This window comes from Jatrophihabitans sp. (assembly GCA_036389035.1).
In the GTDB taxonomy this organism is placed as follows: Bacteria; Actinomycetota; Actinomycetes; order Mycobacteriales; family Jatrophihabitantaceae; genus Jatrophihabitans_A.
Map to the genome: position 1 here is coordinate 447,401 of DASVQQ010000011.1, position 14,559 is coordinate 461,959.

16 protein-coding genes are annotated in these 14,559 nt (G+C 65.3%); 7 read left to right on the forward strand and 9 right to left on the reverse strand.

What is annotated here, in order from left to right; translation table 11 throughout:
- Nucleotides 1-33: 33 nt before the first annotated feature.
- Nucleotides 34-309: a hypothetical protein gene (locus tag VF557_09905; GenBank protein HEX8080509.1), complete on the reverse strand. Its 276-nt coding sequence runs from the start codon at nucleotides 307-309 to the stop codon at nucleotides 34-36.
- 385 nt (nucleotides 310-694) lie between these two features.
- On the opposite strand from VF557_09905, the gene VF557_09910 reads away from it, so the two are divergent.
- The 6 genes from VF557_09910 (at nucleotide 695) to VF557_09935 (ending at nucleotide 6,457) form a co-directional block, all read left to right on the forward strand.
- Nucleotides 695-1,477, forward strand: coding sequence for a phosphotransferase (locus tag VF557_09910; GenBank protein HEX8080510.1), 783 nt, complete (start codon nucleotides 695-697; stop codon nucleotides 1,475-1,477).
- Nucleotides 1,478-1,858: 381 nt separating this feature from the next.
- Nucleotides 1,859-3,190 carry an extracellular solute-binding protein gene (locus VF557_09915; GenBank protein ID HEX8080511.1) on the forward strand — a complete coding sequence of 444 codons (1,332 nt, stop codon included), beginning with the start codon at nucleotides 1,859-1,861 and terminating at the stop codon, nucleotides 3,188-3,190.
- Between the two features lie 10 nt (nucleotides 3,191-3,200).
- The gene (locus VF557_09920; GenBank protein HEX8080512.1) at nucleotides 3,201-4,154 is read left to right on the forward strand and encodes a sugar ABC transporter permease; all 954 of its coding nucleotides are present in this window, start codon (nucleotides 3,201-3,203) and stop codon (nucleotides 4,152-4,154) included.
- A gap of 13 nt (nucleotides 4,155-4,167) precedes the next feature.
- Nucleotides 4,168-5,052 (forward strand): carbohydrate ABC transporter permease, encoded by an 885-nt coding sequence (locus tag VF557_09925; protein HEX8080513.1) that lies wholly within the window; start codon nucleotides 4,168-4,170, stop codon nucleotides 5,050-5,052.
- A gap of 518 nt (nucleotides 5,053-5,570) precedes the next feature.
- Nucleotides 5,571-5,888, forward strand: coding sequence for an NAD(+)--rifampin ADP-ribosyltransferase (locus VF557_09930; protein HEX8080514.1), 318 nt, complete (start codon nucleotides 5,571-5,573; stop codon nucleotides 5,886-5,888).
- A gap of 143 nt (nucleotides 5,889-6,031) precedes the next feature.
- Nucleotides 6,032-6,457, forward strand: coding sequence for a hypothetical protein (locus VF557_09935; GenBank protein HEX8080515.1), 426 nt, complete (start codon nucleotides 6,032-6,034; stop codon nucleotides 6,455-6,457).
- Nucleotides 6,458-6,671: 214 nt separating this feature from the next.
- Here VF557_09935 and VF557_09940 read toward each other — a convergent pair whose 3' ends face one another.
- Nucleotides 6,672-7,103: a VOC family protein gene (locus VF557_09940; protein ID HEX8080516.1), complete on the reverse strand. Its 432-nt coding sequence runs from the start codon at nucleotides 7,101-7,103 to the stop codon at nucleotides 6,672-6,674.
- A gap of 124 nt (nucleotides 7,104-7,227) precedes the next feature.
- On the opposite strand from VF557_09940, the gene VF557_09945 reads away from it, so the two are divergent.
- Complete coding sequence (locus VF557_09945) at nucleotides 7,228-7,509, forward strand: hypothetical protein (protein ID HEX8080517.1); 282 nt, start codon at nucleotides 7,228-7,230, stop codon at nucleotides 7,507-7,509.
- Between the two features lie 9 nt (nucleotides 7,510-7,518).
- Here the strand turns inward: VF557_09945 and VF557_09950 are convergent, their stop codons facing one another.
- The 7 genes from VF557_09950 to VF557_09980 form a co-directional block, all read right to left on the reverse strand.
- On the reverse strand, nucleotides 7,519-8,097 hold the full coding sequence (locus VF557_09950) for a GNAT family N-acetyltransferase (GenBank protein HEX8080518.1): 579 nt from the start codon (nucleotides 8,095-8,097) through the stop codon (nucleotides 7,519-7,521).
- Nucleotides 8,098-8,210: 113 nt separating this feature from the next.
- A complete protein-coding gene (locus VF557_09955) occupies nucleotides 8,211-9,350 on the reverse strand; it encodes a hypothetical protein (GenBank protein HEX8080519.1) in 1,140 nt (379 codons plus the stop codon).
- Nucleotides 9,351-9,407: 57 nt separating this feature from the next.
- Nucleotides 9,408-9,968: a MaoC family dehydratase gene (locus VF557_09960; GenBank protein HEX8080520.1), complete on the reverse strand. Its 561-nt coding sequence runs from the start codon at nucleotides 9,966-9,968 to the stop codon at nucleotides 9,408-9,410.
- Nucleotides 9,965-11,197: an aminotransferase class I/II-fold pyridoxal phosphate-dependent enzyme gene (locus tag VF557_09965; protein HEX8080521.1), complete on the reverse strand. Its 1,233-nt coding sequence runs from the start codon at nucleotides 11,195-11,197 to the stop codon at nucleotides 9,965-9,967. Before VF557_09965 ends, VF557_09960 begins: the two co-directional genes overlap by 4 nt.
- Nucleotides 11,194-12,123 carry a CoA ester lyase gene (locus VF557_09970; protein HEX8080522.1) on the reverse strand — a complete coding sequence of 310 codons (930 nt, stop codon included), beginning with the start codon at nucleotides 12,121-12,123 and terminating at the stop codon, nucleotides 11,194-11,196. The genes VF557_09965 and VF557_09970 overlap by 4 nt, the downstream gene beginning before the upstream one ends.
- 1 nt (nucleotide 12,124) lies before the next feature.
- A complete protein-coding gene (locus VF557_09975) occupies nucleotides 12,125-13,108 on the reverse strand; it encodes a zinc-binding dehydrogenase (protein ID HEX8080523.1) in 984 nt (327 codons plus the stop codon).
- Nucleotides 13,105-14,430 (reverse strand): peptide ligase PGM1-related protein, encoded by a 1,326-nt coding sequence (locus VF557_09980; protein ID HEX8080524.1) that lies wholly within the window; start codon nucleotides 14,428-14,430, stop codon nucleotides 13,105-13,107. Before VF557_09980 ends, VF557_09975 begins: the two co-directional genes overlap by 4 nt.
- Nucleotides 14,431-14,559 lie beyond the last annotated feature (129 nt).

Here is a 14,559-nt window from a genome sequence, read left to right on the forward strand (position 1 = left end):
CGGGAGGTGAGGCGCTTCCTTTGCGTTTGAGGCTTAGCCGATCTTCCGCCAGGTGCATCCACCGCTGAACTCGACAGCCCTATCCGAAGGGTTTATCTGGATCGTGGCTGGGCCTGTGTTCCCGTTAGCGATGATCGAGTTCACCCCTCCCTCCAGATCGCTGAGGCGGGCGTAGTAGCAGTCGCCGTCGTCGGTGTGCCACAACCCCGCCTTGATCTCGCCGCTCACCACGTACTGCCCATCAGAGGTCTCCGCCACCGGCGGCGGTGTGAACGTGACTCGCACCTGAACGGTCTTCGTGGCGATCACTTCGTCGGCGTAGCTGTGACCGTGGTGCCAGGTTGAGTGACGAGGGAGGTGGCGGTAGCTGTCGTCGTGACGGCGGGCTGCGCGTTCACGTCGAGGCCGGGTGCGTCGAATGGGGCCAGCCCGACGACGCTGGCGCAAGCAGTCACCTGGTCGGGCGAGATCGCGGCGATCGCCAATGCGTGAGGCGCGCCGCCGGAGCCACCCGCACCGCGAACCGGGACCACCAGAGCATGCGCGTCACGGCGAGCACATCCACGATGACGTCCATAGCGCATGCTCGTAGCAGCTGCGAGACTCATTGCGCCCCGTCACCGGGACAATCACCGGACGGCTTTACTGGAACTCCGCCAGACGCAACCACGCCACGCGGTGAGACAATCACCAGGTGGACGACGAGGGCCGGCTGCCGGGTGGCAATGCCGATGGTGCCCTGCGAGTGGGCGATACGGTGCGTCGCCCCATCGGACCGTGGACATCGTCGGTGCACGCGTTGCTCGCCCATCTGTCGGCATGCGGGTTCATCGGAGCGCCGCATGCCTTGGGCATCGACGAGGCCGGACGAGAGATCCTCAGCCTGCTGCCAGGGCGCACTGTGGGCACCCGGATGCCGTGGCCGCCGTGGGTGCACAGCGACTCCGCGCTCATCCAGGTCGCAACATGGTTGCGGTCCTTCCATGCAGCCGTCGCCAGTTTCGTTCCACCGTTCGACGCTGTGTGGCGGGAGGGCGGGTGCTGGCGTCCGGGTTTGATCGTCGGGCACAACGATGCGGCGCCGTACAACGCCGCGTGGGGTGACGATGGCCGGCTGGTCGGCTTCTTCGATTGGGACTTTGCAGGCCCGGTGACGGCAGAATGGGACCTTGCGTTCACCGTCTTCGCCTGGGTGCCGCTGCACGCGCGCCACGTGGTTGAACGAGAGGGTTTCACCGCATTCGACGATAGGCGTCGGCGTCTCGAGTTGTTCCTGACCACCTACGGTTGGGCGGGCGCATTGCACGAATTCCTGGCCACCGTTCAAGCTCGGGTCATCGCCTCCGCCAATGGCATCGGCCGCATCGCCCAGACCGGCGACATGGTCTACGTGAAGATGATCGAACGAGGCATCGACGCCGACCTCAGAACCGCCGCTACAGAGCTCGACGACTTCCGCGCACAGCTGGCGACTTGAAGACGAACCGATCCCGGTCGGTGATCCCTCTGGACCAGAACATCAGGAGCGAGTTCCGCTCGACACTCTCAGCAGCCCGCGCGACCCAGCGGGCCGCCGCTCGGGCCCTTCCCGTCCCTCCCAAGTAGACCCGTGACATGTAGCGGTCGATCTGGGCGCGGCACCCGCCTGCGGCAGGCATCCCATTAATCACCTCGGCCGGCCCTGAACGCCGGGCGACGCTGAGCGCGTGTCCAGGTTGCATCGCTGTGACACATAAGCCAAGATCCTCGCCTAGGTCACGCATCGGTCCAATGGAGGAGCCGCGATGGCGCACCTGATGAGCCCTCAGGAGCTTGCACAGCACGGTATGCGTTCATGCGCGTCCACAGCCGAGGTCTCATGACCGGACTTTCGCGCCGCCAGTTCCTGGCCGCTGGCGGCGGTCTCACTCTCGCGGGGGTGCTGTCGGCCTGCGGCTCCCCGGTCGCCACGAGCTTCTCCGGGGGGCAGCCGTCGACGGCTGACGTCATCTTCTGGCACCTGTTCGGCGGTGGTGACGGCGCGAACATGGCCACGATGGTCCAGAAGTACCAGAAACCGAGCCAGCGCTCGGTTGAGGCCACGCTGCTGTCCTGGGGCAACCCCTACTACACGAAGCTCGCGCTGGCTGCGTCCAGCGGCCGCCCCCCAGACGTCGGGGTCGCGCACCTGTCCCGGCTGCCGCTGCTCGCGCAGGCCGGCCTGCTGGAACCCATCGGGGACCAGTTCCGCACTTCCGGCATCACCGAGGACAAGTTCACCCCCGCTGCCTGGAAGAAGGCGACGGTCGACGGCATCACCTACGCGGTGCCCCTGGACACTCACCCGTTCGTGCTCTACTACAACACGGCGTTGGCCAAGAAAGCCGGGCTGCTCGACGACACCGGAGACCGGCTCAAGCCCATGTCGGGCGCCGATGACTTCCGCAACGCCCTCAAGGCGATGAAGGACGCTTCCGGAGGGCAGTTCGGGGCCGTCGCCACTATCACGGCCAGCCCATCGACCTGCTGGCGCTTTTTCAGCATGGTGTACCTCGGCGCGGCCGAGCCACTCGTCACCGATCAGGGCACCAAGGTGACCATCGACCAGAGCGCGATGGAGGAGGCTTTCGCCTTTCTCCAGAGCCTCACCGGGTCGCAGAAGCTGATGCCGAGCACAGCGACGGCGACGACGACGTCGAGCCTGTTCAGCCAGGGCAAGGTCGGCTTCCTGTTCGAGGGAGTGTGGCAGTTGCCGACCTACCGGAAGGTCAAGGGTCTGCAGTTCAACATCGAGCCCTTCCCCGCGCTCCTCGGATCCAAGCCAGTCGCCTACGCGGACTCGCACTCCCTGGTCATCCCGAAGAGCTCGGGGCGCTCGGCAGTGCGGACCACCGATGCCGTGAACTTCATCAAGGGGCTACTGGACCAGAGCACTCTCTGGGCCGAGGGCGGCCACGTGCCGGCGTGGCTTCCGGCACAGAAGGGCGCCGAGTTCGGGGCACTGAAACCGCAGAGCAACTACACCCAGGCCGCCTTCGACGCGGTGTACGACCCGGTGGGCTGGTACACCGGCGCCGGCTCGGACTTCCAAACCGCGATGGGGTCGGTCGTGGCGAGCGTGCTCACCGGGGCCACCAGTCCCAAGCAGGGAGTGGACGCGATCAGAAGCAGCCTGCAGACGTTCTCCACCGCTCGACCGCCTGTGACGTGAGGAGTTCGAGATGAGTGCCGTGGCGACACTGCCAACGGGGGCCAGCACCGACGCGCGTCCCGCGCCGGCCAAGAAGCGTCGCTTCGACGGCGAGAATCGGGCTGGGTGGCTCTTCAGCGCCCCGTTCATGGTCCTCTACATCCTCTTCCTCATCGGTCCCGTGCTTGTCGGGATCGTGATCAGCCTGTTCAACACGACCACGGTGAGATCCGGCCTCGGGAGTTGGGTGGGCGTATCCAACTACGTGGATGTGTTGGGGAACAGGGACTTCTGGGTCTCGATGTGGCACTCGGTGCTGTTCACGCTTCTCACCACTCCACTGCTGGTGCTGCTACCGATGGTGTTCGCGATCCTCGCCTCACGCATGGTGCACAACCGATGGTTCTTTCGGATCGCCTTCTTCGCGCCCTACGTCGTGCCGTCCTCGGCGGTCTGCCTGATCTTCGCTTTCATGTACACGCCGCAGACGGGCCTGATCACCAACGCGTTCACCTGGGTCGGACTGACCCCCCCGAACTTCTTCGGCACCACCTCCGGCGCCTGGTTCGCCGTGGTGCTGCTCACCTTGTGGTGGACCTTCGGCTTCAATTTCATCCTCTACACCGCGGCCCTGCAGGAGCTCTCGGAGGAGGTCTATGAGGCGGCGTCGATCGACGGCGCCGGGCCGTGGCAGCAAGTCAAATGGGTTACCGTCCCGCAGCTGCGCCCGACGATGAGCCTGGTGCTCATCTTGCAGGTGCTTGCCTCCCTGAAGGTGTTCGACCAGATCTACATCCTGCTGGCCGGTGGTCCGAACTACTCGACGCGTCCGGTCATCCAGTACATCTTCGACACCGGGTTCACCGCCTACCGAGGCGGCTATGCGGCCGCCGCGACGATGGTCTACTTCGTGATCCTGGTTCTGGTCTCCGTCGGCTGGCTCCTGGTCCGCAACCGGCGCAGCCCCGACCCTGCGAACGCCTGAAAGGATCACAAATATGGCAACGATCCTGGCCGATCCCGTGGCTGGCGCCAGAACGTCGCGTCAGGGAGGCCGGCCCGACCAGGCCGGAAAGGCGTTCAACCGGCTGGCCGCCACCTGCGTGACGCTCTTCGCGCTGATCTGGCTGGTCCCCTTGGCCTGGGCGGTCATCACCTCGCTGCGGCCCAATGACGAGATCGCGGCGCACCCCACGCGTCCGTGGTCCAGCCAGTGGAACTTCGATGCCTACAGCTCCGCCTGGAACTCCAGCCCCCTCGGCTGGTGGTACGTCAACAGCTTCATCATCTCGACGCTCACGGTGATCTTCACCGTGATTGTCTGCTCAATGGTCGCGTTCGCCCTCGTCCACTTGAACTACCGGTTCAGGTACGCCGTCTACGCGTTGATCCTGGCCGGCCTGATGCTGCCCACAGAGGCGCTCATCCTGCCGAGGTTCCTGCAGTTCCGAGCACTGCACCTGCTCGGCACCTACTGGGCGGTCATCGTGCCCGGCATCGCCATCCCGGTCGCTGTCTTCATTTTTCACTCCTTCATCAAGGGCATCCCGATAGCCCTCATCGAGGCCGCGCGTATCGACGGCGCCACCTGGTGGCGGATCTACTTTCAGGTCTGCATGCCACTGGCCCGGCCTGCGACCGCTGCGGTCGCGATCTTCACCTTCATCACGTCATGGAACGCCTTCCTTTGGCCGCTGCTGGTCCTCACCCAGACCAAGTCGCAGACCATTCCCGTCGGGCTGAGCAGCCTGATCGGCGGCTCTGCGATCCAGTACGCCGAGACAATGGCCTCAGCGGTGCTGGGCATCCTTCCCCTGCTCGCGGTGTTCCTACTGCTGCAACGCCAGATCGCCGAAGGGGTAGCCAGCACCGGCATCAAGTGACCTCCGTCTGTTCCATCGCGCCGGAGTGACCCGTGAGGTGGACATAGGCAGGCCCGATGGCGTTGGGAGCAATGCCGGATCACCGTGGAACTGAGGGGCTGCGGTCATCGCATCGGAGTCACTGCCGAATCGCCGAGATGTATCGGCAGCCATGGTGGGTCATTGAGGCTGGACGGGCGGCGAGTGCGGCCGGATGCCTGCTGCAAGGTGCCTAGGGGACTGCAGGTGATCCCACTGGACTGCCGGTTTAGCCGACCTGGCTAAAGTCAAACAATTCAAGCGCCAACTTGTCGATTCTGCTGAGGGGTTCAGCCAAGTGCCGCTTAATACTCGCGCGCGCAGCCTTCACTGCGACGCCGCCGGGCAGTGATCTCGGCCTCGACCAGGGTGCGCGGAAACTCTCCGGCGACCACCGTTGCGTCTTAGCAGTGACCGTGGCAGCTCGTGAGGGCTCGTAGAACCGTCCGGCGCGACGACACCGATCCTGTCGCCGAAGCCTGCGCTCTGAGCGTCCCGAGATCGTCATGAACCACATCTACTTCACCGCGCTTGTTGATGGAGCCGGCCTCGCTGCGGAGATCGCTGCAGAACTCGCGGAGGGTGAAGCGGTTCCGAGAGTGTATGCAGTAGAGCCGACTGGGGCGTTCGAGAACGACCCGAACGTGACCGACAAGAAGTTCCCCGGTAATCCCACCCGCTCGTACCGCAGTAGCGCCCCGCTGCGGATCGTAGGTGAGATCACCGAGTGGACGCGGCTAACACCCGAGCAGTTGCAGACATGGCGGGAGCGTCTGTCGGTGCTTCTCTCAAGCGAGCGTGGCGAAATCATCAATTGAGGTCCGAGTACAACGGGGATCCGGACACCACGGTTCACTCCGGCTCCGTGTCGTTAAGCGTCTGGAAATGCCCGGCCACCCGAAACAGCTGCTGGTCCCGCTGCCGGAAGGCGCCACCAGGTAACCAGCCTTACCCTCGGTACGTGACTGACCCGAGCACTCCGTCTCCGGACGACGTCGCGGTGCTGGATCTCGTGCTGGAGGCGCTGCTGCCGTACGCCGGCGCTGCGGAGGTCACCTTGGTGTGGGGTGACCGCGCCGGGATGTGGTTCACGCAGGTGCGACCGCGCAACAGCCGTGCGGCCAATCTCGACATCGCCGTGGAAGAAAACACGATCAACATCACCGTCGGCAGAACCTGGTTCGAGGTCTTCGGGGATGTTCAGAAGTCGCTGCCCTATCTGCGTGATGTGGTGGACGCCGTGTTCGCGGGCGCCGTCGAGGAGTCAGGCTGGAAAGAAAACGCCTTCGCTCGCATCCGGACCAAGGACGGGCTGGTGCAGGCCGGTGCTGTGCACCTGCCGTTGCCGTGGCGGCTGCGCAGGGTGCGTCGGTACGAGTCCTATTAAGCAGGCCGGCGCCCTGCGCGAGGAACTTGCATTCCTCCATTCTGCCCGGCGACACCGGCGAGCTGGAACCGGTGCTGGAGCGGCTGTTCGGTAAGTGACACCTGCTGGGCGACGGGCGAATACTATTGTCGCGACATCCCCAGATTAGTAGGGACATCGTTCTTCGTTGGTGACCATGCTCCATCGCAGATGCAAGCTCGGCCACGGTCGGTCTCTAGACGGCGAAGACCTGGGCATCGTCAGCGAATGCCTTGAACTCCAGGGCGTTGCCCGCCGGGTCGAGAAGGAACATCGTCCATTGCTCGCCGGCCTGACCCTCGAAACGCAGGTAGGGCTCGATGACGAACTCGGTGTCCGCCGCCCGCAGCCGATCAGCGAGCTCCTGGAACTGCCCGACCTCCAGCAGAAGTCCGAAGTGCGGCACCGGCACGTCGTGGCCGTCGACCGGGTTGTGGGCCCGCTGGGCGCGGCCGGGCACCAGGTGCGTGACGAACTGGTGGCCGTGCAGGTTCCAGTCGACCCAGGTGTCCGCGCTGCGGCCCTCGGCCAGGCCCAGCACCCCGCCATAGAAGCGCCGCGCCGCGGCCAGGTCGTCCACCGGCACTGCCAGGTGAAAGCGAGGCAGCGAGGAGTTCAAGTGGGTCACGATGCGTGTCCTGCCTTGGAGAGAGGCGTCAGCTTTCGGCTCAATTGTATCGTCGGGGCAGGAGGCACCGTGGGGGCTCGAAGCCACCTGACGCGATGGTCTACTAGAGGAAGGAGGTGAGTCCGTGAAGGCAAGCAGCGCCAGCTCACGCTCAGCGGTCTTCAACGTGATCGGTTGGGTGTTCGGCCTGACCTTTCTCGTGATCGGCGTGCTGAATGTGCTTCTGATACATCCCGTTCCCGGAGTCTTCTACCTGCTTCTTTCCCTCCTCTATCTTCCTCCGGCGGACACCCTTCTCAGGAAGAGGTTCGGCTTCTCGGCTCCGCTGCGGGTGAAGGTCGTGGTCGGCCTGGTCGTCCTCTGGGGAACGTTGGCCATGAGCGAGCTTGCGGAAAAATTTGACTGAAGATCCACCTCAGCGCAGGTCGCGTCGCATGACCACCCGTGGAAAGCCGCCGGAGACCGCGTCGGTGTCGGCGGCCTTGGTGAAGCCCGCTCGTTCGAAGAGCTTCCGGGTGCCCACGTAGGCCATGGTGACGTCGACCTTGGCGCCCTGGTTGTCAACCGGGTAGCCCTCGACGGCCGGCGCGTTCTGGGACCGCGCGTAAGCCACCGCCCCGTCGAGCAGGGCGGGAGAGATCCCCCTGCCGCGGTGACCCGGCCGCACCCGGATGCACCACACCGACCAGACCGGCAGGTCATCGACGTGCGGGATCTTTCTGGACCTCGCGAACGGCAGCTCCGACCGCGGCGCCACGGCCGCCCATCCGACGACCTCGTCTCCCTCGTAGGCCAGCACGCCCGGCGCCACCTCGCGGCCGCAGAGCTCGCGGACGAACTCGCCCCGGGCGCGTCCGACGAGCTCCCGGTTGGTCTTTAGGTCCACCCGGTGGCTCAGACACCAGCACACCGAGGACTCGGGATTCTTCGGCCCCAGCATGATCGCCACATCGTCGAACCGTGCCAGTGTCGCGGGCTTGACCTCGATGCTCACCCTGCCACGTTAACTGGTTCTAGCATCATCGGATGGATCACCCGGAGGCGCATCGTCGCTACTTCGACTTCCAAGCCGCCAGTTACGAGCGGCCCGTCGGCACAGCCCACTGGCTACGACAGGTAGTCCTCGCAACCGCCGTCGCGGCGGGTGTCGAGGGTGAAGCAATGGAATCCCCCACCGAACAGCCGCCGGTGCCGATGCCGGACCGGAATCGCGGTGATGCCCTCGGCCTCGAGCAGCTTGCGCACACCGGTGCAGTCCTCGTTGACCAGCACCGTGTCCTCATCGATGGACAGCACGTTCAGGTCGATGTAGGGACTGGTGAGCACCAGGTCGCCATCGTCGTAGACAGGAAAATCTCCCGGGTCCGGCGGCGGTGGGATGAGGAACTTCCAGGACCGCAGTTCCTCGGGCAGCAGGTTGCGCAAATTCTCGTTGCGAGCCAGGAAGAGGCCGGGCCGGACCGCCAGCAGCATGCTGTCGATGTGGCCATCGGCCATTCGATTCACGCGGTGAATGCGGTACCGACCTTCCAGGTGGCGCTCCAGCCAGTCGACCGCCATCCGATGATTCTCATGCGCGATGTTGATCAGCAGATCCCGGCCCAGCCGCAGCACCTGGGCGGCGTCGATCATCATCTCCAGACCGACATCGTAGGGGCTGGGTTGCGGGTCCTCGATCACCTCCAGGCGTCGCACGCTCATCGAGTCACGCGCATAAGACAGGTCGAAGGACAGGTCGGTCAACAGTGGTCGAGGCATTGTGGTCCACCGGGCACCCGCCTGGAGGTACCGCTGGAAAACTGGCGCCAGCAGCCGGGTCTCGAGGTAGCGGGAGCGCACAGCCGGCGGGGTCTCGATGATTTCGTCGCCGAGAATGAGGGTGTTGTCGCGGATATTCAGCGCAGGGGTAGGGGCTGCCTGCCAGCCCAGGCCGGCGATGGGAGCCGGATCCGGCGGCAGGGGTAGCGGGCGATGCACGGTGACCCCCAGCGAGGCGATGGTTGCCGCGAGCGTTTCCACGTCCTCATGAAGCTCCTCGGTATAGCGTCGCTTGATCTTCCAGCTTTCCGCCGCGCCACTGCCACCGGCGCTCAACCGCGGGTTCGCCAGCTCAGTGCCGTAGCCGGTCAGGTTGTCGTAATGGAACAGCTCGAAGGTCAGGTCCCGGTCGTGGGAAAGGTAGTTCGCCGCCGATCCAACGATGATCTCGCGCAGCGGAGTGAAATCGTCGTAGCTGTTCAGCTGCATGGGTACCTCATCTGGTGAAAGTGGTGGGTAATCGAGGTTGAGGGGGTCCTGACGCGGTCAGTACCCAGCGGTGGGATGGCCGTCGTGCTCCCGGGTCGGCACCAGAAAGCTGCGCTCGAAGCTGAGCACGACCTCACCCGTTGACTTGGTCCCGGTGGTGCGGCAGTGCACGATGCCTTCGCCCGGCCGGCTGGCTGACAGCCGCTTGCCGGTGATTTCGCTTTCCGAATAGAGCGTGTCACCGACGAACACCGGGTTGGTCAGCCGGATGTGATCCCAGCCGAGGTTGGCGATGGCCCGCCCGCTGGTGCTGCGCGCTGCCATGCCGCCGATGATGCTCAGGGTCACCAGGCTTGAGACCAGCGGCTGGCCCCATCGGCCCTGGGCGCAGAACGCGGCGTCGATATGCAGCGGCGAGGCATTCATGCTCAGCATGCTCATCAGCACGTTGTCCATCTCGGTCACGGTGCGACCGGGCCGATGCTCGATGACGATGCCCACCGCGAGGTCCTCGTAGCAGAAACCGACCACCTCCCGGTAGCGGCTGTCCCCGACCTTGCGGTACCCGATCGGTTGCTGCGCCTCGGTCGTGTCACCGACCTGCTGGTGGGCCCTCACAGCGCCGACGTCAGTTCGGTCACGTGCCCGGCCAAGGAAGCCAGCATTTCGTGGCTGAGGTCGGCCCGGATCATGATCCGGATCCCGGCCTCGCCTTTCGGGACGATGGGAAAGAACACCGCGGAGCTGTAGAAGCCGCGACGATAGAGTTCGGCCGACAGCTGGATCGCCCGGTCGCTATCGCCCACTGTGACCCGACGAACCGGCAGGCCGTTACCCGAGAACGAGGTAGGCAGCAGCCCATCGAAGCACTCGATATTGGACTGAAGCTTCCGTTGCAACTCGCCTAACTCAGGCGAGCGGTGAATGGCCGCGCTTGCCAGCGATGCGCCGACCAGCGGTAGCGCCATCTGCTGCGACCAGCCCACCGGTCCGCCGTGCCGGCTCAAAAAATCCACCATGTGCTGGCTGCCCAGCATTGCCACTCCGCCGCCGACGCCGAACCCCTTGCTCAGGCTGGCAGTGATCACCGTGAGTTCGTTCATGCTCAGTTGGGAGCGGACGAAGCCCTCACCCCGCTCACCCGTGAACGACAGCGAATGGGAGTCGTCGAGGTAGAGGAACATGCCGTATCGATCCTGCAATTCCAGCAACCCGGCCAGGGCCGCCGAGCCACCCATCGAGTAGGCGCCGTCGCCTACGTAGGCGACGCTCGGGTACCGCCTGCAAAGGGCCTCCAGGTAGTCCAGATCGTTGTGATCGCAGGTGAGCACCAGGCTCTCATCGGCGCAGATCGGCTTCACGTAGGACATGCAGAAGTGGCAGAAGCGGTCAAAAACCATCACCCGCGGTCCGCCGGGGGCAAGTTGACCGGAGGCCACCAGCGGTAGGATTCCTGAGGTGAGCGCGGTGCAGGACATGCCCAACAGCACAGGACTGTCGAACAGCCGGCCCAGCTCCTCCTCGAGTCGAGCGTCCAGGGTGTGCCGGATCCGGGTAGGCGAATTGGACAGCATTATCGTCCCGGCCTCTCGCAACGCCTGGATCGCGCCTTCAATGATCGCTGGGTGAGAGTTGAGGCCGAGATAGTCACACGAGCACATGTTGATGAACTCGTGGCCGGTCTCGGGCACGACAAAGCTGTTGCTCGACCGGACATCGACCTCGATGCCGATCAGCCCATGGTCCAGGGCGGCCTGCCACACCGGGTCAGAGCCCTGCACCATCTTCTCGCCGTTGCGGTAGCGGCGCGGTCCCACGACTGGGTGCCGGATCTCGGTCTCGGTCATCGTTGCTCTCCTCGTCGAGCTTCTGCCGTACTTGACTCGGTGTTCAGGGGTGGGCGGGGTTGTTGCCCGGCCGTGGTGAGCTGACCGAACTCGTCCAGCAGCCGCTGGGACGCCTGGTAGAACGGCCGGCCAACCATTGAGCCACCGACTGTGGTGATGCCCTGTCCGCTGCGGTGGGCGGCGGTGACGACGCGATAGGCGTGCTCCAGCTCGGCCGCGTTCGGTGAGAAGACTTCGTTGATCACAGGTATTTGCCGCGGGTGCAGCGCGATCTTGCCGCTGAAACCCAAACTCTGCGCGCGCTCGGCTTCGCGACCGAGCAAGAGCTGATCCGTCAGGTTGAACTGCGGTGAGTCGATCGCGTCTATGTTCGCCGCCCGGGCAGCGTTGACCAGCCTGGACCGGGCATAGGCCAACGGTTCCCAGGCCAAACCGATGCCGAGCGCCGCGGCGTAGTCCGCGGATCCGAAGATCAGGGCCCGCAGCCGTGGCGAGGACGTCGCGATCGCGGTCAGGTTCTCCAGTCCGCGCGGTGTCTCGATGATCGCCATCAGCTCCAGCCGTGGGCAGTCCTCGCTGAGCACCGATTCGACGATCTCGATGTCGCGGGCGGACTCCACTTTGGGAACAACCACGATGTCCGGCTTGGTCGGGTAGCCACGCAGTGCCAGCAGGTCGCACAATCCGTTCAGCTCGGTCACGGCGTTGATGCGCACCGCGCAGCGGACCGGCGCGGTCGTCGAGGTCGCGGTTCGGGCGGAGAAGAACGCCGACGCCTTGCGGCGCGCTTCCTCCTTCTGCGGCAGTGGAACGGAATCCTCCAGATCCACCTGGCAGATGTCAGCGCCGGACTGGTGGCACTTGGCGTATTTGCCAAGGTCGGTCGCCGGGGTGCACAGCATCGAACGGCAGTAACGGGTGTACATCTCAGCGCTCCCTGTTCACATCGACCAGCACCTTGCCGGCGGTGACCCGGGCGGCCATCGCAACGTGCGCCTGGCCCACCTCGGTCAGCGCCACGATCCGATCTATCCGGGCCACCAGTTGGCCTCGCTTGGAAAGGTCGAACAATTCGTCGGCGATGCGGCACAGCAGTTGCCGGTCCTCCACCACGTGCCGCATCCAGAACCCCGCGCAACCGATGGACCGGTCGGTCAGCGCTTCAGTGGACACTTGGATCGGCCCACACCGGTCACCGGACCGGTCATCGCCCGCCCGCCAGCCGATGGACACCAGTCGACCGAATGGCGCCAGCCCGTCGAGGGCCGAACGGGCCGCCGCTCCGCCGACGGAGTCGATGAACAGGTCCACCCCTCGTCCGCCGGAGGCCTCGCGCAACTGCTCACCGAGGTCCCCGTGAGCCGGGTCCAGGACGCGGTGGGCTCCGAGTTCGGTGACCAGTTCCCGCTTGGCGGCGGTGGACGCCAGACCGATGACAGGGTTGGCTCCATAAGCCAAAGCCAATTGGATCGCCAGGTGGCCGACGCCACCGGCAGCGGCGGAAACCGCGACCGCTTCTCCGGGACGCAGCCGCCCCGCCAGCATCAACGCGCCGTAGGCGGTGCAGCCCTGTTCGGTGAGGCCACTGGCCTGATCGTCCTCGACGTGGTCGGGAAGGTCGATGGAGTGCCGGTCCTCGGCGGCGACGACCTGGGCGTAACCACCGCCGTCGCGCAGCAGCACGGCCACCCGGCGCCCGTCGCGACGCCTGCGGCCCACCACGTCGACCCCGAGCACGGCGGGTAGCGACAGCGGCTGGTGGTCACCGTTTCGCCGCTCGAGGTCATCGAAGTTGACGCCCGCGAGCGTCACGTCGACCAGGCTCTGGCCGACGCCGGGCAGCGGTTCGGGCAGATCCTCAACAACTAGCACGTCCGGGCCACCGACCCTGCGCATTACCGCGGCCCTCATCTATTGCTCATATCCGAATCGCCCGCGTCGACCGTGCTCCCCTGAGCCGCCAGGTCGAACAACCCGGTGAGCCGGCGGTCGAGCGCTCGGGCCGATTCAAGGTTCTCGGCGACCACGCAATAGGAAAGGGTGCCATCGGGCATCAGATCGCTGACGAGCACGACCCCGACGCCGGTCTCGCGGTCAAAGGCCAAGTCGGCGTCCCTGAGCCGCTCGACCGCGGCGGCGAAGGACGGCACTGCCCAACCGCTGAGCTGCAGCAGCACCCGCCGGCCGCGGTGGGCGGCGTCGAGCACCCGGGCGCCGATCGAGATGTGCAGGTGGGTGGAGCCGCTGATTCGCCCGTTGGTCTCGGTGAATACGATGTCACCCGCAGGAGTCAGCACGGCGTCGGCGCTCAGGTAACCGCGGTAGCCCATCGCATGGAGCGAGCGGCACAACCGCAGGCCCGACTCCACCAGGAAGGTCCGGCTGGCCGGCGTGAGGGCCTGTGCGGGGACGATCTCACCGATCGCCACCGGTTCCATCAAGATCTCCCCGGTGCCTGACAGCTCGGGGCCCTCATCGCAGATCAGGTACTCGGCATAGACCGTGGCGCAATCGGGAAGGTACTGCTCGATGATCAGTTTGAGACTGCCGCCGACTGTGAGCCCTTCCCAGCGCTGCTCCAGATAGTCAGCCACAGCAGCGGAGTCGGGCAACACGACCGCTGCCGGTGCGCCGGCTAGCCGCACCCCGGCGACCGGGCTGAGGATCTCATTTCCGAACCCGCCACTTTGATATTCCTGCTTGACCATCACGCTGTGCCCGGCGGCAAGCAACTCGGTGATCGCTGCCTGAGCCTCGATCTTTCGGGTAGTGGCCAGGCCCTGCGCGATGGGCACTCCGGCGCCTGCGGCCAGCGCTCTGAACGCCGCCTTGCTATTGACGATCGCGTCACCGCCCTGGGCGGCGAACGCATGACCGGGCAAGGCCAATCCCACGGCAACGGCGAACTGCGCGATCGGCACGTCCTTGTAGACCGCCAGGACCCGGTCAACGCCTCTTTCTCGCACGGCGGCCTGTGCCTGCTTTCGGAAACCGGGATCAGCGGTACGGTCCGGAGTCAACAAGTCCGCACCGAGAACGCCCGGCGGTGGCACCAACACCGTGAGGGAGCCGGGATCGGTGTGGGTCAGGTCAGTGACATACGTCAGATACTCATCCCGCGGCGGATACGGTAGGACGACCACATCGCCCGACTGGGTGAACCAGAGTGAACGCAGCGCCGCGCAGCCACCGAGCTGACGCTCCAAGCCAGTCAACGCCGCAAGCTCGCCCACCATCTCCTCAGTGCGGCTGTTGCCGAGGACTAATGCCGGCACGTGATCCCCCGATCGACAGAACAGTGTGGTGGCTCCTCCTGATTAAACTAAATGTCCGAATGAGTAGCAATAGGTGATTCCTACATA